Source organism: Agromyces sp. MMS24-JH15 (assembly GCF_043518605.1).
Taxonomy (GTDB): Bacteria; Actinomycetota; Actinomycetes; order Actinomycetales; family Microbacteriaceae; genus Agromyces.
In genome coordinates this window covers 3,024,820-3,049,800 of sequence record NZ_CP171358.1, presented here as the reverse complement: position 1 = coordinate 3,049,800, position 24,981 = coordinate 3,024,820, and the positions used below count along the sequence as shown (strand labels likewise).

At 72.4% G+C, this 24,981-nt stretch carries 20 protein-coding genes; 13 read left to right on the top strand and 7 right to left on the bottom strand.

Annotation, left to right across the window (positions count from 1 at the left end; translation table 11 throughout):
- Positions 1 to 78 precede the first annotated feature (78 nt).
- The 5 genes from ACDF64_RS13905 to ACDF64_RS13885 all read left to right on the top strand — a co-directional run bounded on the left by ACDF64_RS13905 (position 79) and on the right by ACDF64_RS13885 (position 8,452).
- Positions 79 to 1,290, top strand: a complete 1,212-nt coding sequence (locus ACDF64_RS13905; RefSeq protein ID WP_394551954.1) for a glycoside hydrolase family 1 protein — start codon at positions 79 to 81, stop codon at positions 1,288 to 1,290.
- Positions 1,287 to 2,285 carry a Gfo/Idh/MocA family protein gene (locus ACDF64_RS13900; RefSeq protein WP_394551953.1) on the top strand — a complete coding sequence of 333 codons (999 nt, stop codon included), beginning with the start codon at positions 1,287 to 1,289 and terminating at the stop codon, positions 2,283 to 2,285. The genes ACDF64_RS13905 and ACDF64_RS13900 overlap by 4 nt, the downstream gene beginning before the upstream one ends.
- 76 nt (positions 2,286 to 2,361) lie before the next feature.
- A complete protein-coding gene (locus ACDF64_RS13895) occupies positions 2,362 to 4,677 on the top strand; it encodes a glycoside hydrolase family 3 N-terminal domain-containing protein (protein WP_394551952.1) in 2,316 nt (771 codons plus the stop codon).
- Positions 4,674 to 5,813: a family 43 glycosylhydrolase gene (locus ACDF64_RS13890; protein ID WP_394551951.1), complete on the top strand. Its 1,140-nt coding sequence runs from the start codon at positions 4,674 to 4,676 to the stop codon at positions 5,811 to 5,813. The genes ACDF64_RS13895 and ACDF64_RS13890 overlap by 4 nt, the downstream gene beginning before the upstream one ends.
- Positions 5,810 to 8,452: a family 78 glycoside hydrolase catalytic domain gene (locus ACDF64_RS13885; protein WP_394551950.1), complete on the top strand. Its 2,643-nt coding sequence runs from the start codon at positions 5,810 to 5,812 to the stop codon at positions 8,450 to 8,452. The genes ACDF64_RS13890 and ACDF64_RS13885 overlap by 4 nt, the downstream gene beginning before the upstream one ends.
- On the opposite strand, the gene ACDF64_RS13880 is transcribed toward ACDF64_RS13885, so the two are convergent.
- Genes ACDF64_RS13880 through ACDF64_RS13870 form a run of 3 tightly spaced genes read right to left on the bottom strand, consistent with a single transcriptional unit; the run spans position 8,427 to position 11,016 of the window.
- A complete protein-coding gene (locus tag ACDF64_RS13880) occupies positions 8,427 to 9,101 on the bottom strand; it encodes an SDR family NAD(P)-dependent oxidoreductase (protein WP_394551949.1) in 675 nt (224 codons plus the stop codon). The two genes, ACDF64_RS13885 and ACDF64_RS13880, sit on opposite strands and share 26 nt — an antisense overlap.
- Positions 9,098 to 10,126 (bottom strand): zinc-binding dehydrogenase, encoded by a 1,029-nt coding sequence (locus ACDF64_RS13875; RefSeq protein WP_394551948.1) that lies wholly within the window; start codon positions 10,124 to 10,126, stop codon positions 9,098 to 9,100. Before ACDF64_RS13875 ends, ACDF64_RS13880 begins: the two co-directional genes overlap by 4 nt.
- Positions 10,123 to 11,016 carry an SMP-30/gluconolactonase/LRE family protein gene (locus ACDF64_RS13870; protein WP_394551947.1) on the bottom strand — a complete coding sequence of 298 codons (894 nt, stop codon included), beginning with the start codon at positions 11,014 to 11,016 and terminating at the stop codon, positions 10,123 to 10,125. The genes ACDF64_RS13875 and ACDF64_RS13870 overlap by 4 nt, the downstream gene beginning before the upstream one ends.
- A 106-nt stretch (positions 11,017 to 11,122) precedes the next feature.
- On the opposite strand from ACDF64_RS13870, the gene ACDF64_RS13865 reads away from it, so the two are divergent.
- The 3 genes from ACDF64_RS13865 to ACDF64_RS13855 all read left to right on the top strand — a co-directional run bounded on the left by ACDF64_RS13865 (position 11,123) and on the right by ACDF64_RS13855 (position 14,320).
- On the top strand, positions 11,123 to 12,853 hold the full coding sequence (locus tag ACDF64_RS13865) for an IlvD/Edd family dehydratase (RefSeq protein ID WP_394551946.1): 1,731 nt from the start codon (positions 11,123 to 11,125) through the stop codon (positions 12,851 to 12,853).
- Positions 12,854 to 12,956: 103 nt separating this feature from the next.
- A complete protein-coding gene (locus ACDF64_RS13860; protein ID WP_394551945.1) occupies positions 12,957 to 13,322 on the top strand; it encodes a DUF2255 family protein in 366 nt (121 codons plus the stop codon).
- A 101-nt stretch (positions 13,323 to 13,423) separates the two neighbouring features.
- Positions 13,424 to 14,320, top strand: a complete 897-nt coding sequence (locus tag ACDF64_RS13855; protein WP_394551944.1) for an aldo/keto reductase — start codon at positions 13,424 to 13,426, stop codon at positions 14,318 to 14,320.
- A gap of 63 nt (positions 14,321 to 14,383) precedes the next feature.
- Here the strand turns inward: ACDF64_RS13855 and ACDF64_RS13850 are convergent, their stop codons facing one another.
- Positions 14,384 to 15,274, bottom strand: a complete 891-nt coding sequence (locus ACDF64_RS13850; RefSeq protein WP_394551943.1) for a helix-turn-helix domain-containing protein — start codon at positions 15,272 to 15,274, stop codon at positions 14,384 to 14,386.
- A 173-nt stretch (positions 15,275 to 15,447) separates the two neighbouring features.
- Between ACDF64_RS13850 and ACDF64_RS13845 the strand changes: the two genes are divergently transcribed.
- Positions 15,448 to 16,269, top strand: a complete 822-nt coding sequence (locus tag ACDF64_RS13845) for an MIP/aquaporin family protein (protein WP_394551942.1) — start codon at positions 15,448 to 15,450, stop codon at positions 16,267 to 16,269.
- A gap of 2 nt (positions 16,270 to 16,271) precedes the next feature.
- Here the strand turns inward: ACDF64_RS13845 and ACDF64_RS13840 are convergent, their stop codons facing one another.
- On the bottom strand, positions 16,272 to 16,424 hold the full coding sequence (locus tag ACDF64_RS13840) for a hypothetical protein (RefSeq protein ID WP_394551941.1): 153 nt from the start codon (positions 16,422 to 16,424) through the stop codon (positions 16,272 to 16,274).
- A 76-nt stretch (positions 16,425 to 16,500) separates the two neighbouring features.
- Between ACDF64_RS13840 and ACDF64_RS13835 the strand changes: the two genes are divergently transcribed.
- Together ACDF64_RS13835 and ACDF64_RS13830 are read left to right on the top strand one after the other, a co-directional pair.
- Positions 16,501 to 17,646: an enoyl-CoA hydratase/isomerase family protein gene (locus tag ACDF64_RS13835; protein ID WP_394551940.1), complete on the top strand. Its 1,146-nt coding sequence runs from the start codon at positions 16,501 to 16,503 to the stop codon at positions 17,644 to 17,646.
- Between the two features lie 192 nt (positions 17,647 to 17,838).
- Complete coding sequence (locus tag ACDF64_RS13830; RefSeq protein ID WP_394551939.1) at positions 17,839 to 20,463, top strand: collagen-binding domain-containing protein; 2,625 nt, start codon at positions 17,839 to 17,841, stop codon at positions 20,461 to 20,463.
- Positions 20,464 to 20,585: 122 nt separating this feature from the next.
- Here the strand turns inward: ACDF64_RS13830 and ACDF64_RS13825 are convergent, their stop codons facing one another.
- A complete protein-coding gene (locus tag ACDF64_RS13825; protein ID WP_394551937.1) occupies positions 20,586 to 21,425 on the bottom strand; it encodes a hypothetical protein in 840 nt (279 codons plus the stop codon).
- Between the two features lie 296 nt (positions 21,426 to 21,721).
- Between ACDF64_RS13825 and ACDF64_RS13820 the strand changes: the two genes are divergently transcribed.
- The gene (locus tag ACDF64_RS13820) at positions 21,722 to 23,458 is read left to right on the top strand and encodes a bifunctional 3'-5' exonuclease/DNA polymerase (RefSeq protein ID WP_394555149.1); all 1,737 of its coding nucleotides are present in this window, start codon (positions 21,722 to 21,724) and stop codon (positions 23,456 to 23,458) included.
- Here ACDF64_RS13820 and ACDF64_RS13815 read toward each other — a convergent pair.
- On the bottom strand, positions 23,437 to 24,162 hold the full coding sequence (locus tag ACDF64_RS13815) for a PadR family transcriptional regulator (protein WP_394551936.1): 726 nt from the start codon (positions 24,160 to 24,162) through the stop codon (positions 23,437 to 23,439). The genes ACDF64_RS13820 and ACDF64_RS13815 overlap by 22 nt on opposite strands.
- A 253-nt stretch (positions 24,163 to 24,415) precedes the next feature.
- On the opposite strand from ACDF64_RS13815, the gene ACDF64_RS13810 reads away from it, so the two are divergent.
- Positions 24,416 to 24,928, top strand: a complete 513-nt coding sequence (locus ACDF64_RS13810; RefSeq protein ID WP_394555147.1) for a DUF3145 domain-containing protein — start codon at positions 24,416 to 24,418, stop codon at positions 24,926 to 24,928.
- The last annotated feature ends 53 nt before the right edge of the window (positions 24,929 to 24,981 follow it).

Here is a 24,981-nt window from a genome sequence, read left to right as displayed (position 1 = left end):
GCGGCGGCCGGCCCGTGGCATCCGGCTTCAACACGCGACCTGCTCGACCCGCGCACCCGCACCGAAAGGCACGACGACATGACCGGCTTCCCGACCCCGTTCCTCTGGGGCGCGGCAACGGCTCCGCACCAGATCGAGGGCAACAACGTCAACAGCGACTGGTGGGTGTACGAGCAGCGGATGCCGCACCTCGGCCTCAGCGGCGACGCGGTCGACAGCTACCACCGGTACGAGGAGGACATGCGGTTGCTCGCCGACGCGGGCCTCACGGCGTACCGCTTCGGCATCGAGTGGGCGCGCGTGGAGCCGCTGCCCGGCGAGTTCTCGCGCGCCGAGCTCGCGCACTACCGCCGCATGATCGACACGGCGATCGGCCTCGGCCTCACGCCCGTCGTCACGCTGCACCACTTCACGAGCCCGCGCTGGTTCGTCGAGGAGGGCGGATGGCTCGGCGAGACCGCGCTCGACCGGTTCGCCGCGTACGTGGCCCGGGTCGCCGAGATCCTCGACGGCGTCGAGTGGATCTGCACGATCAACGAGCCCAACATGCTCGCCCTCATGGTGCTCATGGCCCGTGCGATCAACCCCGACGCGGTGCCCGCGTTCGACACCCCGACCGTGCAGCCGGGCGAGGGTATCGTGATCCCGCGGCCGACGCTCGAGGTCGGGCAGCGCCTGGTCGACGCGCACCACGCGGCCCGCGAGGTGCTCCGGACGAAGACCACCGCGAAGATCGGGTGGACGGTCGCGAACCTGGCCCTGTGGGCGAAGCCCGAGAACGCGCAGTACCTCGAGAGCGAGCGCTACGCCCGCGAGGACCTCTACCTCGAGGGCGCGCGCGGCGACGACTTCATCGGCGTGCAGTCGTACTCGACGCAGGAGATCGACGCGACCGGCATGGTGCCCGCGCCGCCCAGCCCCGACAACACGCTGACCGGCGCGGCCTACCGGCCCGACGCGCTGGGTATCGCGATCCGGCACGCTGCCGAGGTCACCGGCATCCCCGTGCTCGTGACCGAGAACGGCATCGCCACGGCCGACGACGAGCAACGCATCGCCTACACGACCGGCGCGCTGCAGGGACTGCGCGACGCGGTCGCCGACGGCATCGACGTGCGCGGATACCTGCACTGGTCGGCCCTCGACAACTTCGAGTGGGGCCACTGGGAGCCCACCTTCGGCCTCATCGCGGTCGACCGCGAGGACTTCACGCGCCACCCCAAGCCGAGTCTCGCCTGGCTCGGCGGGATCGCCCGCAGCAACGGCGCCGACCTGCCGGAGCGATCGTGAGCGCGGGCGAGGCGACCCCGAAGCCCCAGCGCTGGGCCGCGATCGGCACGGGCACGATCTCGCGGAGCGTCGTGCCCGACCTGCAGGCCTGCGACGGCGCCGAGGTGGTCATCGTGCAGAGCCGCGACGCCGCGAAGGCGGCCCGGTTCGCCGAGGAGTTCGGCATTCCGGCCTCCACCGGCGACTTCGACGCCGTGCTCGCCGACCCGACCATCGACGCGATCTACCTCGCCACCCCGTTCGCGACGCACCACGCGATGACCCGCGCGGCGCTGCTGGCCGGCAAGCACGTGCTCGTCGAGAAGCCCATGACGATGAACGCCGCCGAGGCGGCCGACCTGTTCGCGCTCGGCGCGGAGCGGGGACTCTTCCTCATGGAGGCCATGTGGATGAAGTTCAGTCCGGTCTTCCTCCGCCTGGAGCAGGAACTCGCGAACGGCACGATCGGCGAACCCCGCAACGTGCGGGCGACCTTCGGCATCCCCTTCCCGAACGAGGGCGACAGCAGCAAGTGGGATGTCGCGCGCAGCGGCGGCGCCCTGCTCGACCAGGGCATCTACCCGATCACGCTCGCGCACGCCGTGTTCGGCGAACCGATCGGCATCCACGCCTCAGGGACCGTGCGCGACGACGGACTCGACGTCGCCGAGCACTTCACGCTCGAGTACGCCGACGGACGCTACGCCCAGTGCGCGAGTTCGATGTCGGAATTCGGCGAGCTCACGGCATCCGTCGGCGGACCGAAGGGATGGCTCACGCTCACGCCGCCGTTCTGGGCGACCACCGACCTCGAGGTGCACGCCGGCGGCATGCGGCAGATCTTCCGCACGCCCGACCTCGTCGAGTTCCCGCGCGAGGGCAGCGGCTACGTGCCGATGCTGCGCGCGGTCATCGCCGCCATCGCCGACGGCCTGACCGAGCATCCGGTGCATCCCGCGGCCGACACGCTCGCCGTGTTCCGCACGATCGACGAGATCTTCGCGCAGATCCGCTGACCTAGCGACACTGACCTAGCGACGCTGACGAGACCTGCGCCCGCCCGACCGACCCACGATTGAGAGGCCCGACCCCATGACCGACCTCCGCGTCCTTCCGTACCGCGACGTCGCGCTCCCCGTCGCCGAGCGCGTCGACGACCTGCTCTCGCGCCTCAGCCTCGAGGAGAAGGCGGGCCAGCTGAGCCAGTACTTCTACTTCGGGTCGGTCGGCGAGCTTCCCGCCGACTTCGATATCGAGAGCGTGCCACCGGAGCACCGGGCGTTCCTCCAGCAGCCGCGGATGGTCGAGGCGGCGATCGCGAACGGCGCGGCCGGCTCGGCGCTGTTCGTCACGGATGCGGCGACGGCGAACCGCCTGCAGCGTCTCGCCGTCGAGGAGACCCGCCACGGCATCCCGCTGATCTTCGGGTTCGACGTGATCCACGGCCTGCGCACGATCTTCCCGGTGCCCATCGCGCAGGCGGCATCCTGGAACCCCGAGGCGATCGAGGCCGCGCAGGCCGTCGCCGCCCGAGAGGCGCGCGCCCTCGGCATCCACTGGAGCTTCGCGCCCATGATCGACGTCGCGCGCGACCCGCGCTGGGGTCGCATCATCGAGGGCGCGGGCGAGGACCCGCACCTCGGCTCGGCCGTCGCCGCCGCGCAGGTGCGCGGATTCCAGCGCGACCTCGGCGCGGAGCAGGTGATCGGCGCGGAGCAGGTGCTCGCGACGCCGAAGCACTTCGCGGGCTACGGCGCGGCGCGCGGCGGACGCGACTACGACGACGCCGAGATCTCCGACTCGGAGCTGCACAACGTCTACCTGCCGCCGTTCCGGGCCGCGATCGAGGCCGGCGCCGCCACGGTGATGAGCGCCTACATGGACCTGAACGGCGTGCCCGCGAGCGGCAACCCGTGGCTCCTGAACGAGGTGCTGCGCGACGAACTGGGCTTCGAGGGCTTCGTGGTCTCCGACGCGAACGCGGTCAAGTCGCTCGAGACCCAGCACTTCGCCGCTTCGGCGACGGATGCCGCGGCCCGGGCCGTCTCGTCGGGCCTCGACATGGAGATGTGCATGTTCGACCCGGCCTTCGGCACACTGCCGGAGGCCGTCGCACGGGGACTCGTCGACGAGGCGACGATCGACACCGCCGTGCGCCGCGTGCTCACCGCGAAGTTCCGCCTCGGGTTGTTCGAGCGGCCGTACGTCGACGAGTCCGCGGCCGACGCGGTGCTCGACGCCCCCGAGCACCGCGACCTCGCGCGGGCCGCCGCCGAGCAGACCGCCGTGCTGCTGAAGAACGACGGCGCACTCCCGCTCGACGCGGCCGGGCTCGGCTCGATCGCGGTCATCGGCCAGCTCGCCGACAGCAAGCGCGACACGCTCGGCCCGTGGGTGTTCGTGCACGACACCGCCGAGACGGTGAGCGTCGTCGAGGGCGTTCGCGCGCGGGTCGGCGACGCGGTGCGCGTCGAGCACGCGCCGGGCGCCGGGATCCCGGCGCGCGTGTTCCCGTCGATGTTCGACCGGCAGGACCCGACCGTCGTGAACACGCCGGCCGACTACGACGACGACGCCGAGATCGAGCGTGCGGTCGCCGTCGCGGCGGCAGCCGACGTGGCCGTGGTCGTCGTCGGCGAGCGCCAGAACCAGATCGGTGAGAACGCCTCGCGCTCGACCCTCGACCTGCCCGGCCGGCAGCTCGAGCAGCTGCAGCGGATCGCCGCGACCGGCACGCCCGTCGTGGTCGTCGTGATGTCGGGCCGCCCGCTCGACCTGCGCTGGGCCCACGCGAACGTGCCGGCCATCCTGCAGGCCTGGTACCCGGGTACGCGCGGCGGCGACGCCGTCGCGGCGCTCCTCTTCGGCGACGTCTCGCCCGCGGGCCGCCTGCCGTTCACCTGGCCGCGCCACGTCGGACAGGTGCCCCTCGTCTACTCGCACCTGCGGACGTTCGCACCGCAGGACCAGGACAAGCGGTACTGGGACGAGGCATCCACCCCGCTCTACCCGTTCGGCCACGGCCTGACCTACGCGAGCTTCGACTACACGGGGCTGCGCCTCGACCGCGACGAGATCGCCGTCGGCGAGCTCGTCACGGTGTCGGTCGACGTGACGAACACGTCCGACCGCGAGGCCGACGAAGTCGTGCAGCTGTACGTCCACCAGCGATACGGCAGCGCGTCGCGCCCCGTGCGCGAACTCAAGGGCTTCGAGCGCATCACGCTCGCCGCCGGCGAGACCCGCACCGTGCGCTTCGACCTCGGCCCGGCCGAGCTGCGGTACTGGAGCGCCGCGACCCGCGACTGGGTGCAGGATGCCACGACCCTCGACCTCTGGGTCGGCGGCAGCTCCGCGGCCGAGCTCGCGACCGTGCTGACGGTCGTCGCAGCATCCGAGAACCGATGACCACCCGAGGAGACGACACGATGACGACCGAGCAGCAGACGGCACAGGCCGAGCAGCAGACCGCGCAGACCGCGCAGCAGACCGCGATCCGCCCCGGGCAGGTGTGGCTCGACACGAAGGGCGAGCGCATCCAGGCGCACGGCGGCTCGATCTTCACCCTGCCCGACGGCACCTTCGTCTGGTACGGCGAGAACAAGGAGCACACGACGCCCGGCAGCGGCAACTGGCACTGGGGCGTGCGCGCGTACACCTCGACCGACCTCGTGAACTGGGACGACCGGGGGCTCATCATCCCGCCCGTGCTCGACGACCCGGCCTCGCCGCTGCATCCGGCGCAGAAGATGGACCGCCCGCACATCATCTTCAACGAGGCCACCCGCAAGTACGTCTGCTGGCTGAAGATCATGGGCGAGGACCAGCAGCAGACCCAGGCCTCCACCGTGCTCGTCGCCGACGACCTGCTCGGCCCGTACGAGATCGTGCGCACGGGCCTGCGCCCCCTCGGCATGGACGCCGGCGACTTCGACCTCGTCGTCGACCCCGACGGCACCGCGCGCTACATCTTCGAGAAGGTGCACACCGACCTCGTCGTCGCCGACCTCACCGATGACTACACGGATGTCTCGGGGGAGCACAGCGTGCACTTCCACCACTCCGGGCCGCCGTTCAACCGCGAGGCGCCGGCCCACTTCACCCGGAACGGCCGGCACTACCTCGTGACCTCGAGCACCACCGGGTACTTCCCGAACCCGTCGGAGTTCGCCGTCGCCGACGACCTCCACGGCCCGTGGACCGTGCTCGGCGACGCCCACCCCACCGACCCGACCCGCACCTCGTTCCGGTCGCAGGTCACCTCGGTGTTCAAGCACCCCGGCAAGCAGGACCTCTACATCGCGCTCGCCGACCGCTGGTTGCCCGAGCTGCCCGAGGACCTGCCGAACGTGTTCGACGCGATCGCGGCCCGCATGCAGGGCCTGCCGCGTCCCGCCGGCGCCGAGAACCTCGCGGCGGTCATGGCGCTCGCCAGCGGCGAGCACACCGCCATCGCCGACTACGTGTGGCTGCCGATCCGCTTCGACGGCGACATCCCGACCATCGATTGGCTCGACGAATGGAGTCCGGAGGACTACGCATGAGAGCCGTCCGACTCCGCACCGAGTACCTCGACCGGCCGCTCGGACTCGGCATCGCCCGTCCGCGCCTGTTCTGGAACTGCGAGGGCGGCCTCACGCAGACGGCCTATCGCATCCACGCGACGCGCGACGGCGCCACGGTCTGGGACTCGGGCAAGGTCGCGTCGAGCCGCATGGCGCACATCGCCTATGAGGGTGCCGAGCTGACGAGCCGCGACCGCGTCGAGTGGTCGGTCACGCTGTGGGACGAGACGGATGCCCCGGGCGAGCCGGCCTCGACGTGGTTCGAGCTCGGGCTGCTCGACGCCGCCGACTGGACGGCGACGTGGATCGCGGGCGACGCGAAGCTCAAGAAGCACGCGCGGCTTCCGATCGACTGCTTCCGCACGGGATTCCGCACGCGCGGGCCGGTCGCACGGGCGCGCCTGTACGCGACCGCGTGCGGCGTGTACGACGCGCACCTGAACGGGCAGCGGGTGGGGGAGTTCCGCCTCGCCCCCGGCAGCACCGACTACCGCACGCGCCTGCACTACCAGACGTACGACGTGACGGACCTGCTCGCGACCGAGGAACAGGGCTCGAACCGGCTCGAGTTCCGTCTCGCGGACGGGTGGTACCGCGGATCGGTCGGCGCCTACGGTCCGACGAACGTGTTCGGCCGCCAGACGAAGCTGCTGGCTCAGCTCGAGATCACCTACGCCGACGGCCGGCGCGAGGTGGTGAACAGCGACGGCTCATTCGCGTGGAGCAATGACGGCCCGCTGCGGTTCGCCGACCTCCAGGACGGCGAGATCATCGACGCGAACCTCGCACCGACCTACGGCGGCAGGGCCCGCGTGGCGAAGCCGGAGCTCGTTCCGACGGCGTCCGACAACGTCGAGCCGCGCGAGCAGGAGGTGTTCACGCCCACGCTGGTCACGACCCCGTCCGGCGCGCGCGTGCTCGACTTCAGGCAGAACATCGCGGGTTTCGTCGGCTTCACCGTGACGGCGGAGCGAGGGCAGCGGCTGAAGCTGCGGCTCGGCGAGATCCTCGACGACGCGGGCGAGTTCACGCAGGCGAACTTCCAGCTCGACAAGCCCGTCGGCGAGTTCGGCCGGGCGTCGGAACTCTTGCTCCTGTCGAAGAAGCAGCACCTGATCCGCGGCGAGCTGCAGTCGACGCCCAAGCAGGAAATCGACTTCACCTGCGCCGACGGCGTGAACCGCTACCAGACCGAGTTCGCGGTGTTCGGCTTCCGGTACGCGCTCATCGAGACCGACGTCGCCTTCGAGGCATCCGACTTCCGAGCGATCGCGGTGTACTCCGACATGGAGCAGACCGGCGAGTTCGCGTGCTCGAACCCGGCCGTGAACCGGTTCCTCGAGAACACCCGGTGGAGCATGAAGGGCAACTTCCTCGACGTGCCCACCGACTGCCCGACCCGCGAGCGGCTCGGCTGGACCGGCGACGCGCAGGTGTTCTTCGACACCGCCGCCTCCCTGATGGACGTCGCGAGCTTCACCCGCAAATGGCTGCGCGACCTGGCCGACAACCAGGCGAAGTCGGGCAAGGTCTCGGCGGTCGTGCCGTACAACGGCGTCGCGATGATGTACGACGCGACGGGTGGCTCCGTCGGTTGGGCGGACGCCGCGGTGCTGGTGCCGTACCGGTTCTGGAAGCGCTACGGCGATGCGCAGCTCATCCGCGACTTCTACCCGATGATGCGCGCCTACGGGAACTTCATGATCGAGCACACCGGCCACAAGGACCGCACGGCCGCACGTGCGAACCCGTACAACCGGTACGTGTACGAGAAGGGCCTGCAGCTCGGCGAGTGGCTCGAACCCGCGGAGTTCCTCGACCCGGTGACCGCGGGCTCGCAGCCGTCGCGGCCCGAGGAGGCGACCGCCTACCTGCACTACACGATGACCCACCTCGCCGAGATCGCGGCGGCGCTGGGCGAGGCATCCGACGCGGCGCTCTTCACCGAGTACGCGGACGGCGCGAAGCAGGCCTACGCGCACCTCTTCCTCGCCGAGGGCACGATCGACACCGACCGACAGGCCAAGCTCGTGCGGCCGCTCGCGCTCGGCCTCGCCGACGGCGAGGTTCGACAGCGACTGGAGGCCCGGCTCGTGCAGGCCGTCGAGAGCCGCGGGTACACGATCGGCACGGGCTTCCTCTCGACGCCGTTCGTGCTGCCGGTGCTGACCGAGGCCGGTCGAGCGGATGTCGCGTACCGCATGCTCGAGAACACGCAGGCGCCGAGCTGGCTCGCCGAGGTCGAGGCCGGCGCGACCACCGTCTGGGAGGACTGGGAAGGCAGGGAGAGCCACAACCACTACTCGCCCGGCTCGGTCTGCCAGTGGCTGTTCGACACCGTCGCGGGCATCCGCGTCGCGGGCGAGCGCCGGTTCACGATCGCGCCCATGCCCGGCGGGACCCTGACGCACGCGTCCGCGACCTACGCGAGCATCTCCGGCGAGGTGCGCAGCAGCTGGGCGCTGACGGAGGGCGACCTGCGGGTCACGGTGACGGTTCCGTCGAACACGACCGCCGAGATCGTGCTGCCGGATGGCGAGCGGCACGAGGTCGGCGCGGGCACCTTCGAATTCTCGCAGCCCCGACTGACGCCTAGTACGTCGCCCGCCCGCCGCTGATGTCGTAGACCGCGCCCGTCGAGAACGACACCGCGTCCGACGCGAGCCACGCCACCAACTCGGCGACCTCCTCGGCGCGACCGACTCGTTTCATCGGGATCAGGCTCGTGATGTGCGCGAGCACGTCGGGCGCGGTGGTCGCATTCATCGGCGTGGCGATGACCGCGGGCGCGATCGCGTTGACGAGGACGCCGGTGGTCGCGAGTTCCTTGCCGGCCGATTTCGTGAGCGCGATCACGGCGGCCTTGGAGGCGGAGTAGATGGAGAGGTTCGGGTTGCCGTCCTTGCCGGCCATGCTGGCGAAGTTGACGACGCGCCCCCAACCGCGGTCGACCATGCCCGGGACGAACGCGCGCATGGTCGCGACCACGCCGAGGACGTTGACCTCGAGGACGCGTCGCCAGTCCGAGGCATCCGTCTCGAGGAGTGGCACGCCGGGGCCGACGATGCCGGCCGAGTTGACGAGGATGTCGACGGGCCCGACCGCGGCGGCGATCTCGGCGAGGGCGTCGTCGTCGGTGACGTCGACGCGGTGGTCGGCGCCGTCCTGGATGTCGAGCGTGATGGCGCGGACGCCGGCGGCGCGGAGGCGGTCGGCGCTCGCGGCGCCGAGGCCGCTCGCGCCGCCCGTGACGATGGCGGTTCTCATGTGCGGATGCTCCCGGTTCGGATGACTGCGTGGAACTTCGGTCCGGCGCCGGACCCGGCCGGGCGGTCGCCCGCGAGCACGGGGGCGAGGTCGGCGAGGTCGACGGATGCCGCGATCAGGGGTCGTGGGTCGACGCCACCCGACGCGTACGCGGCGATCGTGCCCTCGAGCCCGCCGGAGGCGCTCAGGACGCCGACCGCGGTGACGTCCTTGAGGGCGATCAGGCGGGTGTCGACGAGGCTCGGGCTGCCGGCGAGGCCGATGTAGACGACGCGCTTGCCAGGTTCGACGAGGTCGACCGCGCGGGCCGGCAGCGCCGGGTCGTTCGACGCGTCGATCACCGCATCCCACGGCAGGTCGGGCAGGTCCTCGGCGTTGGTCGCGTGCGCGAACCCGAGCGACCGCGCGAAGTCGAGGGAACGCGCGCTTCGGCCCACGAGGTGGACGTCGGCGCCCGCGGCGCGCGCGAACATCGCGACGAGCAGGCCGATCGTGCCCGCGCCGAGCACGAGCGCCCGATCGCCGGGTCGGAGCGCCGCGCCGCGCACGGCCCGCAGCGCGTTGCCGCCGGGCTCGACCATCGCGCCCATGGCGTCGTCGACCTCGTCGGGCAGGTCGTGCAGGGCGCGAGCCGGAACGGCGACCTGCTCGGCGAGCGCGCCGTGCCGGCCGCCGCGGATGCCCAGCTCGGTGCGGAACTCGCACACGTGCTGGCGACCGTCCAGGCAGCGGGCGCAGACGCCGCAGCCGAGCATGGTGTCGCCCGTGACGCGGCGACCCAGCCACGCGCGGTCGACGCCCTCGCCGACCGCGGACACGGTGCCGCTCCATTCGTGCCCGATCCGCATCGGGAACGCGGCGTGACCCTCGTGGAGGTACTGCATCTCGCCCGTGAAGAACTCGACGTCGGTGCCGCAGACGCCCGCCCGGGCCACGTCGACCACGACCTCGCCGGGCGCGGCGACGGGGGCCGGGACCTCCTCGATGCCGGCGTCGCCCGGGCCGCGGATGACGAACGCCCTCATCGCGGTGCCAGCACTCCCGACCACAGGGGCTGCGGAGCGCCGCGGACGCCCGGTCGGGTCGTGAAGAGTCGACCCGCGTCGGGGTACGCGGCGCGGCCGTCCGCGTCGTGGTCGCGGTGCGAGGTCGTGATGACGAGGGTGCCGAGGTCGGGCCCGGCGAAGCCGACGCTCGAGGTGAACGGCGCGGGCACGTCGACGACGCGGACGAGCGCGCCGGCGGGGGAGTAGCGGTGCACCCGGCCGAGGCCCCACACCGCGATCCAGAGGTGGTCCTCGGCGTCGATCGTCATGCCGTCGGGGTAGCCGTCGGCGAGCGTCAGATGGGTGGTGCGAGGTCCGGATGCCCCGGTCGCGGCGTCCCACGGGCGCCGGAACACGGTGCGCCGCTCGGTGTCGATGCTGTAGAGCACCGTGCCGTCGACCGACCAGGCGAGGCCGTTCGAGAGGGTGAGGTCGTCGTCGAGCGTGCGGATGCCCCGCTCGTCGACGACCGCGAGCGTCTCGGCGTGCGAGGGCCCGTCCATCCGGAGCGACCCGACGACGTACCGGCCCGCCGGGTCGGGCTTGCCGTCGTTGAGCCGCCGGCCGGTGCCCGGCGCGACGAGCACCGGCCCGTCCTCGAGTTCGCCCGTCGGCCGGCGCCGGACGAGGCGGCCGTCGACCGCGACGATCCAGTCGCCGTCGGCGGCGACGGCGACCGCGCCGACCTTCCCGTCGAAGGCGACGCGCTCGATCTCCTGGATCGTGCCGTCGCCGGCGAGGTGTCCGGCGAGGACCAGCCCGGATTCGATGTCGACCCAGAGCAGGCGCTCGCGCGGGGCATCCCAGAACGGGCCCTCGGCGAGGACGTACGCGTCGACCGTGGCGACGCGCAGGGCGGATTCGGTCATGTGGTGGCGGCCTCCGGTCGCGCGTGCGGTCGACGGCGTCGCGGATCTCGTCGACGATGACCGACGTCATACGCTTAGCACGATTTCCCCTGTCCGCGCCGGTTCGATGGAGAAGCGCATGATGACCGAGCTCAGGAGTTCCGAGTGGTACGCGGGTGAGGATCGCAACGCGTACATCCACCGGGCGTGGATGCGCCGCGGCGTCCCGGACAGTGCGTTCCGTGGTCGCCCGCAGATCGCGATCGCGAACACCGCGTCCGACCTGACGCCCTGCAACGCGCACCTCGGCGAGGTCGCGCAGTCGGTGAAGAACGGGATCTACGAGGCCGGCGGGATCCCGCTCGAACTCCCGGTGGTCTCGCTCGGGGAGACGCAGGTGCGCCCGACCGCGATGCTGTGGCGGAACATGGCGGCGATGGCGACCGAGGAGATGCTGCGCGCGAACCCGATCGACGGGGTGGTCCTGCTGGGCGGGTGCGACAAGACGATCCCGTCGCTGCTGATGGCCGCGGCATCCGTCGACCTGCCCGCCGTCGTGGTGCCGGGCGGTCCGATGCTGACCGGTCACTTCCGGGGCGAGGCGCTCGGCTGCGGGACCGACGTGTGGCGGCTCAGCGAGGAGGTGCGGGCCGGCACGCTCAGCCAGGACGACTTCCTGCGCTCGGAGTCGGCGACGATCCGCTCCAAGGGGCACTGCAACACGATGGGCACCGCGTCCACCATGGCGCTGGTCGCCGAGGCGCTCGGCACGGTGCTGCCGGGCCTCGCGGGCACCCCGGCCCCGGATGCGCGCCTGCTCGAAGCGGCGCACGAGACCGGGCGGCTCGCGGTGCAGCTCGTCGCGGAGGACCGGCGGCCGTCGACGTTCCTCACGGCGGCGAGCTTCCACAACGCGATCGTCGCGCTCGCCGCGATCGGCGGGTCGACGAACGCGGTCGTGCACCTGCTCGCGATCGCCGGACGGCTCGGCATCGACCTGACCCTCGACGACTTCGACCGCATCGGCGCCGACGTGCCGCTGCTGGTCAACCTGCGCCCGTCGGGCGCGTACCTGATGGACGACCTGCACCGCGCCGGCGGGTTCCTCGCCGTGCTTCGCGAGGTCCGCGACCTCCTCGACCCGGACGCGCTCACGATCACGGGGGAACCGCTCGTGTCGTACCTGGACGACGCCCGGATCTGGGACCGGGAGGTCATCACCCCGCGGGATGCCCCGCTGCAACCGGCGGCGGGGATCAGCGTGCTGCGCGGGTCGCTCGCCCCGGGCGGGGCGATCATCAAGCCGTCCGCGGCATCCCCGCACCTGCTGCAGCACCGCGGCCGGGCCGTCGTGTTCGACTCGATCGAGGACTTCCACGCCCGCATCGACGACCCGGACCTCGACATCGACGCCGATTCGGTGATGGTGCTCCGCGGCTGCGGGCCCAAGGGGTACCCCGGCATGCCCGAGGTCTCGAACATGCCGCTGCCGACGAAGCTCCTGCGGCAGGGCGTGCGCGACATGGTCCGGATCTGCGACGGTCGGATGTCGGGCACCGCGTACGGCACCGTCGTGCTGCACGTCACCCCCGAGGCGGCCGCGGGCGGCCCGCTCGCGCTCGTGCGGACCGGCGACTGGATCACGCTCGACGTCCGCGCACGCAGGCTCGACCTCGAGGTCCCGGCCGACGAGCTCGCCGCCCGCACCCCGAACCGGGCGACCCTGGACGGATTCGCGAACCCCCGCCGCGGCTGGGAACGCCTCTACGTCGACCACGTGCAGGGCGCCGACACCGGCGCCGACCTCGACTTCCTCGTCGGCGGCAGCGGGTCGAAGGTGAGCCGCGAGTCGCACTGAGGCGACGACGGCCTCGTCGACGTCGCTGAGGGGCACCGACGGGGACTGGTTGCGCCCCGCGGCACGTGGGACCGTGGACTCGGAAGCGACGAAGGGAACGCCGATGACCGAGTGGACCGTATCCGAGCTCGAAGCGATCGCCGGGCTGCGTGAGATCCGCCTCGCGGGGCGCCGCGTCGACGGGTCGGCGCGGACGTTGACGACGGTGTGGCACGTCGTCGTCGACGGGGCCCCGTACGTGCGCTCGATGTACGGCACCGACGGCCAGTGGTACCGCGGCGTGTCCCGGCACTTCGAGGGCGTGATCGACTGGGGTGCCGGTGCCCGCGACGTGCGGTTCGTACCGGACGACACCCATGACGACGACATCGATGCCGCGCTCGTCGCGAAGTACGGCGACACGTCGGCGTCGCGGCACATCATGACGCCCGCGTCGAAGGAGACGACGCTGCGCATCGACCCCAAGTAGCGGCCCCCGGGAGCGACCCGCGGATCGACCGCGCCTCCGCCGGCCGAAGGGGGGTGCGACAGCACCTCCCGCGGGACGGGACGGGTTCCTACGGTGGAGGGATGCACACACCGATCGACCTCACCCTCAACAACGGCGTCACCATGCCGGCGCTCGGACTCGGCGTCTACCAGAGCCCGCCCGAGGAGACCGCGGCGGCGGTCGCGGAGGCGTTGCGCATCGGGTACCGGCACGTCGACACCGCCGCGGCGTACCGCAACGAACGCGAGGTCGGCGAGGGCATCCGTCGCTCGGGCGTCGCACGCGACGACGTGTTCATCGAGACGAAGGTGTGGGTCAGCGATTACGGATACGACCGGACGCTGCACGCATTCGACAAGGCCACCGGCAAGCTCGGCGTCGACGTGCTCGACCTGCTGATCCTGCACCAGCCCGCGCCGACCCGATTCGACACCGTGATCGCCGCCTACCGCGCGCTCGAGACGCTGCTCGCGGACGGCCGGGTGCGCGCCATCGGCGTGAGCAACTTCATGCCGCACCACCTCGACCGCCTGCTCGCGGAGACCGAGGTCGTCCCCGCGATCAACCAGGTCGAGCTGCACCCGTACTTCAGCCAGCCCGACGTGCAGCGAGCGGATGCCTCGCACGGGATCACGACCCAGGCCTGGTCGCCGATCGGGGGGATCACCTTCTACCCGGGCCCGTGGGGCGATGACCGCCGCAGCGTCATGCAGGACCCGACGATCGGCGAGATCGCGGCCGCGCACGGCGTCTCGGCGGCCCAGGCGATGCTGCGCTGGCACCTGCAGCAGGGTCGGTCCGCGATCCCGAAGTCGGTGAACCCGGCCCGGATCGCCGCGAACTTCGACGTCTTCGGCTTCGAGCTGTCGGCCGACGAGCTCGCCCGCATCGACGCACTCGACACGGGCGTGCGCGGCGGCCCCGACCCCGACACCCCCCGCGACGCGTTCTTCGACCTCGTCATCCCCGAGGCCTGAGCGACCGTCCCTCCCGACGCCGCCCCGACGGGGGCGGCGTTCGAGAGGGGCGGAACGCGCCGCTCAGGTCGGGGTCGAGGCGTCCGCCTCCGCGAACTCCGCGGCGTGCGTGGCCGCCCACGACGTGAGCAGCTTGAGCCCGTCGGCGCTCGGGGTGCCCGCCGGCGCGGTGTAGACGTTGAGCACGAGGCCCGGCTCGCTCGGGAGCTCCATCGACTCGTAGTCCAGGTCGAGGTCGCCGACGACCGGGTGGTGCAGGCGCTTGCGCCCGCTGCGGTGGAACTTCACGTCGCGTGACGCCCAGCGCCGGCGGAACAGCTCGCTGTGCATCGACAGTTCGCCGACGAGCCGGACCAGTGCCGGGTCGTTCGGGTTCCGGCCGACCTCGAGCCGCAGCATCGCCGCGGCGTCGTGGGTGACCTGGTCGTAGTCGCGCCAGAACTCGCGTGCAGCGGGGTTCAGGTACGCGAACCGGGTCGTGTTCACCGGGCGGTGCGGGTCGTCGAACACGGGCGCGTAGAGCGCGCGGCCGAGCGTGTTCGCGGCGAGGATGTCGTGCCGTCCGTTGCGCACCCACGCGGGCGCCTCGCTGATGGCGTCGAGCACCTGCTGGACCGCGGGGCGCACCGTGCCCGCCGTGGTCGCGCGCCGCTGGCGCGGCCGGGCGGGACCGGCAGCCCGCGCGAGGTCGTGCAGGTACTGCCGCTCCGCGGCGTCGAGCTGCAGCGCGCCCGCGAGCGAGTCGAGGACCGATTCGGACGCCCCGGCGAGATCGCCGCGTTCGAGCCGGATGTAGTAGTCCACCGACACGCCCGCGAGCATCGCGACCTCCTCGCGGCGGAGGCCTGCGACGCGGCGATTGCCGCCGTAGGCCGGCAGGCCCGCCTGATCCGGTGTGATGCGGGCGCGCCGCGAACTCAGGAACTCGCGCACCTCGGCACGGATGTCGCTCATGGTCCCACGGTAGGCCGCCGCCGGCTGCGCCGGGAGGACCTGCCGGTACCCGGCACGGGCGGCGTCGCGATTGTCGGGCTCCGGGCTCGGGTCTAGGCTCACCGCTGTAGCGGGCGCGCATGGGGATCGGGGCTCGGTCGGCTCCGAGCGGGCGCACGAGGCGGGGGCGGGTCATGGTGCAGTCGAGCGGAGCGTCGCCTCGAGGGCGATTCGAGCGATGGTTCGAGGCGGAGGTCGTCGATCCGATCGCCGACTTCGAGAATCCACGCCAGGAGTGGCGCCGCCTGGTCTCCGAGCTCTACGGCACGTTCCTGCTCGTCCTCGTCGCCGCCGGCGGCGGGATGATGGGCCAGGCGTTCCCCGGCACGATCAGTCGCACGGCCGCGGTGGTCGCGCCCGGCCTCATGGTGATGGGGATCATCCTGTTCATGGGCAAGGTGTCGGGCGCGCACCTGAACCCGGTCGTCACCCTGGCGTTCTCACTGCGCGGCGACTTCCCGTGGCGCCGGGTGCCCGGCTACATCGTGGCCCAACTGCTCGGAGCTGCGATCGCGGCGTGGGTCCTGCAGCCGATCATCGGCGTCTCCGCGTCGTTCGGGTCGAACTATCCCGCCGACGGCTCGACCGCGTTCCAGGCCTTCGCGATGGAGGGGCTCCTCACGCTCGGGCTCGTCAGCGTGATCCTGGGCACGGCCTCGGGCGCCCAGAACATCGGGGTGATCGGTGCGCTCGGAGTCGGCGCGTACATCGCGCTCGCCGGACTGTGGGGCAGCCCGATCTCGGGCACGTCCATGAACCCCGCGCGCACGTTCGGTCCCGACCTGGCCGCGCTCGACTTCACCGACTACTGGGTCTACGTGGCGGGCCCGCTCGCGGGAGCCGCCGCCGCGGTCCTGCTGGCGTTCGTGCTCCGCGGCTACGGCGGCGGACGCAGCGGCTCGGCGGCGGCCCAGGGCGACCTCCGCACCGAGGTGAGCCGCCCCGACCAGGCCTGACCTCAGGGTCGCGGTACGGAGTAGGCGTCCGCGCCCTGCCGGGTGATCCGGACGCCGCCGTAGGCGTGCCCGGCCGCGTCCCGCAGCGTCGACGTGCCCATGCGCTGCTCGTCGGCGTCGAGGATGGCTCCTTCGGATGACTCGGGGAGGGGCATCCTGATTCGAACATGTCTTCGATCCGCTCGATCGCCGATTCATCGCTCGAGCCCGCGGCCCGTTAGCGTTGGTCGGGTGCACTCGCCTGTCAATGCCGCCGTCGCCGGCAACCTCGGCCGCCTGAGCCTCAACCGTCCGGATTCGATCAACGCCATCGACCTCGAGATGATGCATGCCCTCACCGAGCAGCTCGACGCCTGGGCCGATGATCCGGCCGTCGAGGCGGTGCTCCTCGACGGCGCCGGCGAGTACGGGTTCTGCGCGGGCGGCGATTTCCGGGAGATCCTGGCGCGCGCGGCCGAGGGCATGACGATCGGCTCCGTCTTCTTCCGGGACGAGTACCGGCTGATCGCGAAGCTCGCCGAGTTCCCGAAGCCGATCGTCTCGATCATGCACGGGATGACCATGGGCGGCGGTATCTCGCTCGCCGGGCACGTCGCCACGCGAGTGGTGACCGATCGCGTGAAGCTGGGCCAACCCGAGACCGGCTACGGCTTCGTCCCCGACGGCGGCGCGACCTGGCGGCTCGCGCGCACGCCCGGCGAGATCGGCACCTACCTGGCGTTGAACTCCGTCGACCTCACCGCCGCCGATGCGATCGCGCTCGGCCTCGCCGACGTCCTGGTGCCCGCCGAGCGGATCGGCGAGCTGGTCGCGGCGCTCGAGGACGCCGAGGATGCGGCCGCCCCGGGCGAGAAGGTCCGTCGATTCGCGATCGACGCCGGCCCCGCTCCGGTGCTCGACCAGCGCGACTGGATCGACGCGTGCTACTCGGCCGACTCGGTCCAGGCGATCCTCGAGCGGCTCTGGTCGTTCTCGAACGGCGAGGAGGTCGCCGGGCTGCGGGCGTCCGACTCGAACGACCCGGACGCCGCGGCGCATGCGGCCGAGGCCGCCGACGCGCTCCTCCGGCTCTCGCCGACGGCGCTCGTGGCGACGCTGCGATCCGTTCGCGCCGCGCGCGACGGCGAGACGCTGCGCGACGCACTCGAGCGCGAACTCCGCCTCGCACGGTGGTTCACCACGCAGCCCGACCTCTTCACGGGCGTGCAGGCGCTGGTGGCGCAGAACACCAACTCCCTCCACCAGGGCTCGGTGCCGGATTGGAAGCCGGCCGACCTCGCGGACGTGGACCTCGTCGACATCGTCGCGGCCATGGAGACGCAGCTGCGCCACAGCGTGTTCCCGCGCGGGCTCGGGATCCCCGAAGACGAGGCGTAACCGGACGTCCGGAGCTCCGCCGCGGCGCGAAACGCAAGCATCGGACGGTGTCGCGGTGGATGCCGTCGATGTGTTTTCATGGGCGGTACGACAGATCGCTCCGGCGACGTCGCAGTCGGTTCCCCCGAACCCGCGGGGGCACCATGCTCCTTGGGGAACGGAGTCTGATTGCGCACGGATCTTCGGCATTCGGTGTTCGCAGCGCTCGGAGCGGTGCTGCTCGCGATCGGGTTGGCCGCCACGGGTTCCACGGCGACCGGTGGGACGGCGTCCGCGGCACCGGCGGTGCGCGGCGCGGTCGACCTGTTGGCGAACGGTCGCGCCGCGGTCAATCCGCTGTCGCCGACGGGTGGGTACACCGTCTATGCCCGGACCGATGCCGAACTCGCGAACCACGAGTTCGAGGGGAGCATCGCGGTCGGCGGGGAACTCCGGATCACCCAGGCCGCCTCGTACCAGTTCGCGCACGTCATCGCCGGGTCCGGTGCCTACGTCCTGCCGATCGTCGACGGCGATCCGACCCGAGTGCTCATCGGCTCGTACGGCCCCGATCCGGCGACCAACCCAGGCCGGGCGGAGATCTCGAGCCTCGGCGCGACGCAGCCGTCGCAATACGGGGACCTGAAGATCGTCGATCGCGCGGCGCCGTTCGTCTCCTTCACGCGCGGGAGCTGGCTCCGGTACGCGTTGACCTCCGGCAGTGATTCGCCGCCGCTCATCGATGCCGAGAACCAGGTGTATCCGGATGACTCGACGCCGCCGACGACGGCGGACGGCGACGGCAGCATCTTCACGGTCGAGACCGCGCCCGACACCGCCGCGGTCGTCCGCGCGTACGTCGAGGCGAGCGCCGACGCATCCGAGGACGAGATCGACCAGTGCTTCGGGGAGATCACCGACCCGGGCAGCGGGGTCGGGTACCCGGTCACGATCCTCGAGGACGCCGGCGATCGCATCGTGCTCGGCACCCTCGTGCCCGACCGGCCGAACGTGCTCGAGTACGCCGCCATCGAGGGCGCGACCCTCCTGCAGTTCTCCGACGGCTCGCCGGGGCCGAGGAACCCGCTCGTGATCCACGTCGCCCCGGGGACGACGTCGGTGCTGCCTCCGGCGATCGACCCGCAGGGGACCTACTCGCCGTTCGTCGTGTGGGATCTCTCGGAGGTCACCGGACCCGTCGACATCAGCACCGGCGGGCGCGGCGACGGGTCGATCTACGCGCCGCACGCCGATCTCACGGTGAGCGCGCAGCCCTGGGACGGCCAGATCATCGCGAACTCGATCGTCCTCGAGGGCGGCGAGATGCACACGTTCCTGTTCGCGGGCTCCCTGCCGTGCGACACCCCGGTGGATGCCGGCACCTTCTCGGTCGCGAAGGCGCTCGCCGGTGTGGACCCGGGCGACCTCGCGCCGGGCACGGTGTTCCGCGTGGGCTACATCGCGCTCGAGCCCGACGGCACCCTGACCAGGGACGTCCTGCTCGTGAGCCCCGACGGAACGCCGGCCTCACCGGCGACGACGTTCCCGTTCGGCACGCGCGTGGTCGTCTTCGAGATCCCGCCGGACGACGACGTCCTCCCGCCGGACCTCGCGTGGACGGACGTCACATGGAGCGACGACACGACCTTCGTCATCGACGCGTCGAACCCGAGCGTCAGCCTGACCGTGACCGACACGGCGGGCCTGGTCACGGCGGGCTTCAGCGTCTCGAAGTCGCTCACCGGTTCGGGGGCGACCGTCGTGCCGTCCGACGCCGAGTTCACGCTCGAGTACCAGGTCGACGGCGGCGCGCCGATCCAGCTCGCGGTGTCTCCCGAGTCGCCTGCCGTCGTGGGCGGCCTCGAGCCCGGTGACGTCATCACGCTCGGCGAGATCTCGTTCCCCGATGTCGACGGCGTCATCTGGGGCACGCCGACGTGGTCCATCGACGGGCAACCCGTCGCGCCTGACGCCGGCGGGGACATCGAGTTCACGCTCGTGGGCGGGGAGACCATCGCGGTCGAGCTGACCAACACGGCCGACGGCGTCGGATCGTTCGCGATCGGGAAGGCCGTGGTCGGCAACGGCATGGACGACGTGCCCGACGGCACGACGTTCCCCGTCGTGTACTCGGTCGACGGCGGCCCCGAGACGACCCTCCAGCTCCCGCCCGGGGAGGTTCTGACGATCGACGGGCTGCCCGCGGGTGCGGTCGTGACGATCAGGGAGGGTCCGCTGCCCGACGTGCCCGGCATCGAATGGGGGACGCCGGCCTGGACGATCGACGGCGAGCCGCAGGTGCCCGATCCCGACGGCAGCGTCACGTTCGTCGTCCAGCCGGGTACGACCGTCGGCCTCTCGCTGACCAACACCGCGAACGGCTTCGGCTGGGCGACGCTCCTGAAGACCGTCTCGGGCTCGGCATCCGGCGTCGTGCCGGGCACCGCCTTCACGGTCGAGTACCGCATCTCGAACGGACCGGTCGGCTCGTTCCAGGTGAGCCCGGGCGTCCCGGTCACGTCCCCGGCGCTGCCGACCGGCATGACCGCCTGGCTCCGGGAGACGCCGCCAGCCGTCACGGGGGTCGCATGGGGCGAGCCGACGTGGACGATCGACGGCGTGCGCGCGGAGCCGGACGCGGACGGCTGGGTCTCGTTCCAGCCGGCGACGGGAACCGCGGTGGAGTTCGTGCTCGCGAACACCGGGTCGGCCGTGCTCCCGGCCTCCGGCGTCGACGCGGGCGGCGTGATCAGGTGGGCGACGGCGCTGGGCTCGGCAGGCCTCGCGGTGGTCGTCCTGGGTGCGATACGACGGCGCCGAGCACGCTCGAAGCCCTGACTCGCCCGGGACGACCGTCTGGCCGTCCCCGTCCGAGTCCGTCCGAGTCGGTCAGTGGCGGTACCGGGGCGTCCACGTACCGATACGGCGGCCGCGCCACCGCGCGCCGGTGCGCTTCCGGCTCACGCGCCGATCGCGTTGCCGATCTCCACGGCGGCCGTGCCGTCGATGCCGGCGTCGTCCGTCGCGTCGGCGCCGACCGTCCCGTCGATGGCGACCGTCCCGTCGATGGCGATCGCGTCCACAGCGGCATCCCCGCGGAGCGCCCGCATCATCGCGACCACGTCGTCGACGACCGCAGCGGTGAGGCGGGCGCACACGACGCTGGTGCGGCCGAGCGCGTCGAGTCCACCGGCCCGGATGCGGATCACCTCCCAGCCGACCGCACGCAGGTGCGCATCCTTCTCGAGGTCGGATGCCTCGCCCAGGCCGCGGTGCGCGGTGCGGCTCCGCCCGGGGTCGTCGTACTCGATCGCGATCCGCAGCTGCGGGACGAGGATGTCGGGCCAGACCTCGGTCCGCCCGTGGAACAGCCCGGCGATGCGCACCGCGTTGACGCCGTGGTGCAGTCGGATCCGTTCGCCGAGCAGGGCCCGAAGTCGCTGCTCGGTCATCGAGGTGCCGACGCGCAGGCTCGGCTTCATGAACGCCACACCCGCCGCGGGCGACGCCGCGGGCGCCACGGCGGCCGCTCGGCACTTCGTGCATCCCGACCCCGTGAGCACCTGCAGCACGGTGGCCGTGTACCGGTCGTGTCCGCGCGTGCAGCGCCATTCGTAGCTGGCGCCGACCCGGGTCTCGGCAGCGAGGCGCGTGCGTTCCGTCGGGAGCGCTCGGCTGATCAGCTCGCGCCGGGAGCGCCCGGTCTCGGCGATCAGCATGCAGACGGGGCATCCGCGACGGATCGAGACCGCGCCGTCGTCGCTCGCGCCGTGCCCGCACGCGAATCGCACCGAGACCATGCCGTTCCCTCCGTCTGCGGCCCGTCCAGGCCCGCGTTGCGATGGTGCCAGCACCTGCCGACATGCGGCGTACGGCCCGGCTCGACTCGTCGGGTGTCGGTGGTCGCCGCGAGAATGGCCGGGTGCGGATCGTGGTGGCGGATTCCGGCCCGCGGCGGGTCGTGCTGTTCGACCCCGACGCCGCGGATCCGGATGCGCCGCATCCCGGCGCGCCAGACCCTGATGCACCGGAGCCGGATGCCACGGCCTCCCGGTACACCGGATCGGATGCCGCCGCCGATCACGGCCGCGGCCGGGTGCTCGCCGAGGCATCCGTCGACGACCTGCCCGCGCTCGTCCGCGAGTTCGACGGCGGGCGTCCGCGATGGATCTGGAGCGACACCCGCCGGTGGTATCCGTCGCTGCTGCAGGCGGGCGTGCGCGTCGAGCGGTGCCACGACCTGCGGCTCGTCGGCGCCGTGCTCGCCGACTCGGAGTCCGTCGGGCCCGCGCGCGCGTCGGCGCCCGATCGCCCGGCCTGGCTGCCGCGCGGTCCCGCCGAGGCGGCGGCCGGCCTCACGGTCGCCGTCGTCCCGTCGAGCGCTGCCTCGTCGGCCGGGGGAGCACCCGCGCTGTTCGAGCTCTCGGACCACGCCGCGCACCCGCCGCAGGTGCAGCCGGGCGATGCCGAACCCGCGCACCGGGCTCGCGACGGCGTCGCGTCCGCGCGCGAGGTCGCCGCCGAGCACGACCGCCAGGAATCGCTCATCGCCCGGAGTTCGTCGCCGGGTGCGCTGCGGCTGCTCCTCGCCGCGGAGTCGGCCGGCGCGCTCATCGGGGCCGAGCTGGCCGCGGCGGGCGTGCCCTGGGACGCCGATGTGCACGACCGCGTCCTCGAGGCCGAGCTCGGCCCCCGGCCCGCGGCGGGCCGCAAGCCCGAGCGGATGGAGGTGCTTGCCGCGCAGGTGCGGCTCGCGCTCGACGCGCCCCGGCTCAACCTCGACTCGCAGGCCGACCTGCTGCGCGCGCTCCGCGCGGCCGGCATCGGCGTGGCATCGACGAGTCGCTGGGAACTGCGCGAGCACGAGCACGCGGCGATCGACCCGCTCGTGGCCTACCGGCGGATGTCCCGCCTGCTGACGGCGAACGGCTGGACCTGGCTGGGGGAGTGGGTCCACGACGGCCGGTTCCGGCCCGAGTACGTGCCGGGCGGCACGGCGACGGGGCGGTGGGCGACCTCGGGGGGCGGTGCACTCCAGTTGCCGAAGCAGGTCCGCGCCGCGGTGAGCGCGGATCCGGGGTGGTGGCTGGTGGTCGCCGACGCCGCCCAGCTCGAGCCGCGGATCCTCGCCGCGATGTCCGGAGACCGTCGGATGGCCGACGCCGGCCGAGGACGCGACGTCTACCGCGGCATCGTCGACGCGGGCGTCGTCGAGACCCGCGACCAGGCGAAGGTCGCGATGCTCGGCGCGATGTACGGCGCGACGACGGGGGAGAGCGGCCGGCTCGTGCCGAGGCTGCACCGGGCGTTCCCGGCCGCGATGGCCCTCGTCGACCGGGCCGCCGCGGTCGGCGAGCGGGGCGGTCGCGTGACGACGCTGCTCGGTCGCTCGTCGCCGCTCCCGCCGGAGACCTGGCGGGCGATCCAGTCGCGCGCGAGCGAGCCGGACGCGACACCGGCCGACGAGCGCCGTGCGCGGTCGTCGGCTCGCGACTGGGGCCGCTTCACCCGCAACTTCGTGGTGCAGGGCACGGCGGCCGAGTGGGCGCTCTGCTGGATGGCGGGTCTGCGCACACGGCTCGCGGCGATCGAGGTCGGTGAGCTCGCGCGTCCTGCTGCGGCATCGGGGGCCGCGTTCCAGTGCAGTCCCCACATCGTGTACTTCCTTCACGATGAACTCATCGTGCACGCACCCGAGGGCGTGGTCGACGACGTCGTCGCGGCGGTGCGCGAGGCCGCGGCCGAGGCGGGTCGGATGCTCTTCGGCTCGTTCCCGATCGAGTTCCCGCTCGACCTCGCGGTCGTCGGCAGCTACGCCGAGGCCGACGACTGAACGGTCGCGCGCTCGGCCGCCTCGCGCGGCCGCCGTCCGCGGGCCGGTCGCTCGGCGCTCGACTCCCAGGCGAGCGGCGCTGCGGCCTCGACCTCGTCGAGCCACGTCAGCACGGCACGGCACCGCTCCGCCTCTGCTGCGGCCGCGGTGGCCGCGAGTCGCCCGGCCGCGAGCCGCTCGGCGCCGACCGAGCCGTCGGGGATCGCCACGCGGCCGGTTCCCGCATCACCCGTCGGGCTCGCGACCGCGGCGTGCTCCGCGGATCGCCGACGATCCTGCCAGCGCGCGCGCTCCGATCGGATGACCGCGCCGGGGTCGACCCCGGCGACGGGTCCGAGCGATCCGACGAGGAGGACCCGGTCGAGCGTCTCGTCCCACGGATCGCCGGCCGGGGCATCCTCTCCCGCGAGCCACGCCGCCGCCGCCATCCGTCCGCTCGCGGTCGCGGCATGGAGCGGTCGGCCGTCCTCGGTCGTCCCGGCGGGTTCCACCAGGCCCTGCACGGTCAGGCGTTCGAGCGTCGCGTAGGTCTGCCCGACGTTGATGCGCCGACGACCCCCCGTGCGCTCGGCGAGCTCGCCGTGGAGTTGGAAGCCGTACCGGGGTCCGGCGAGCAGGAGTACGAGCAGGGCATCGCGGACGGCCACGGTCTCCTCCATCGCGAGGGCGGCGTCCTGCGGACGACCGCCGGCAGAAAGGTTCACTCAGCATACTGTTCGCATCGCAGGCCGGGTGCGAGCACACGCGGGCGCGGGCCGGATCCGTCGCCATCGGACGCGGTTCGCGAGCGACCCTGCGACCGCGTCCCCCGATCGCCCCGGAATCTCTTGTCGGGATACCTGATCCGGGGCATAATCGGCGTGACGTATACCGTCCACAATCGAACACATCCGCCATCCGGCGTTCCGAGGTCGTAGGGGAAGACGCACCTCAGGGAACGGAGTGGAGATGGTGGGAATGCAGACGCGGGCCACCGGCGCCGCGCGAGGGGTGGTGTTCATCCACTCCTCGCCGAAGGCGATGTGCCCGCATGTGGAGTGGGCGATCGGTCGCGCGCTCGGCGAGGCGCGCGTCGTGGACTGGCTCGACCAGCCCGTGCTGCGCGGCACGTTCCGCGCCGAGTTCGCCTGGACCGGGCACGTCGGCGACGGGGCGCGGCTCGCGTCGGCCCTGCGCGGCTGGGACGAATTGCGCTTCGAGGTCACCGAGGAACCGTCGGCGTCGAGCGACGGCGGCCGCTGGATGCACACGCCGATGCTCGGCGTCTTCTACGCCCAGGTCGACTCGATCGGGAACACCGTGGTCCCGGAGGACCGCATCCGCTACGCGATGGAGATCGCGGGGACGGATGCGATCGAACTCCAGCGCGAGCTGCGACTCGCGCTCGGCCAGGCGTGGGACGACGAACTCGAGGCGTTCCGGCACGCCGCGGACCACGCACCGGTGATCTGGCTCCACCAGGTGGGATGACGGGCTACGGGTGGTTCGGGCGGCGTGACGCGACCGTCGGATGACGCATCCCC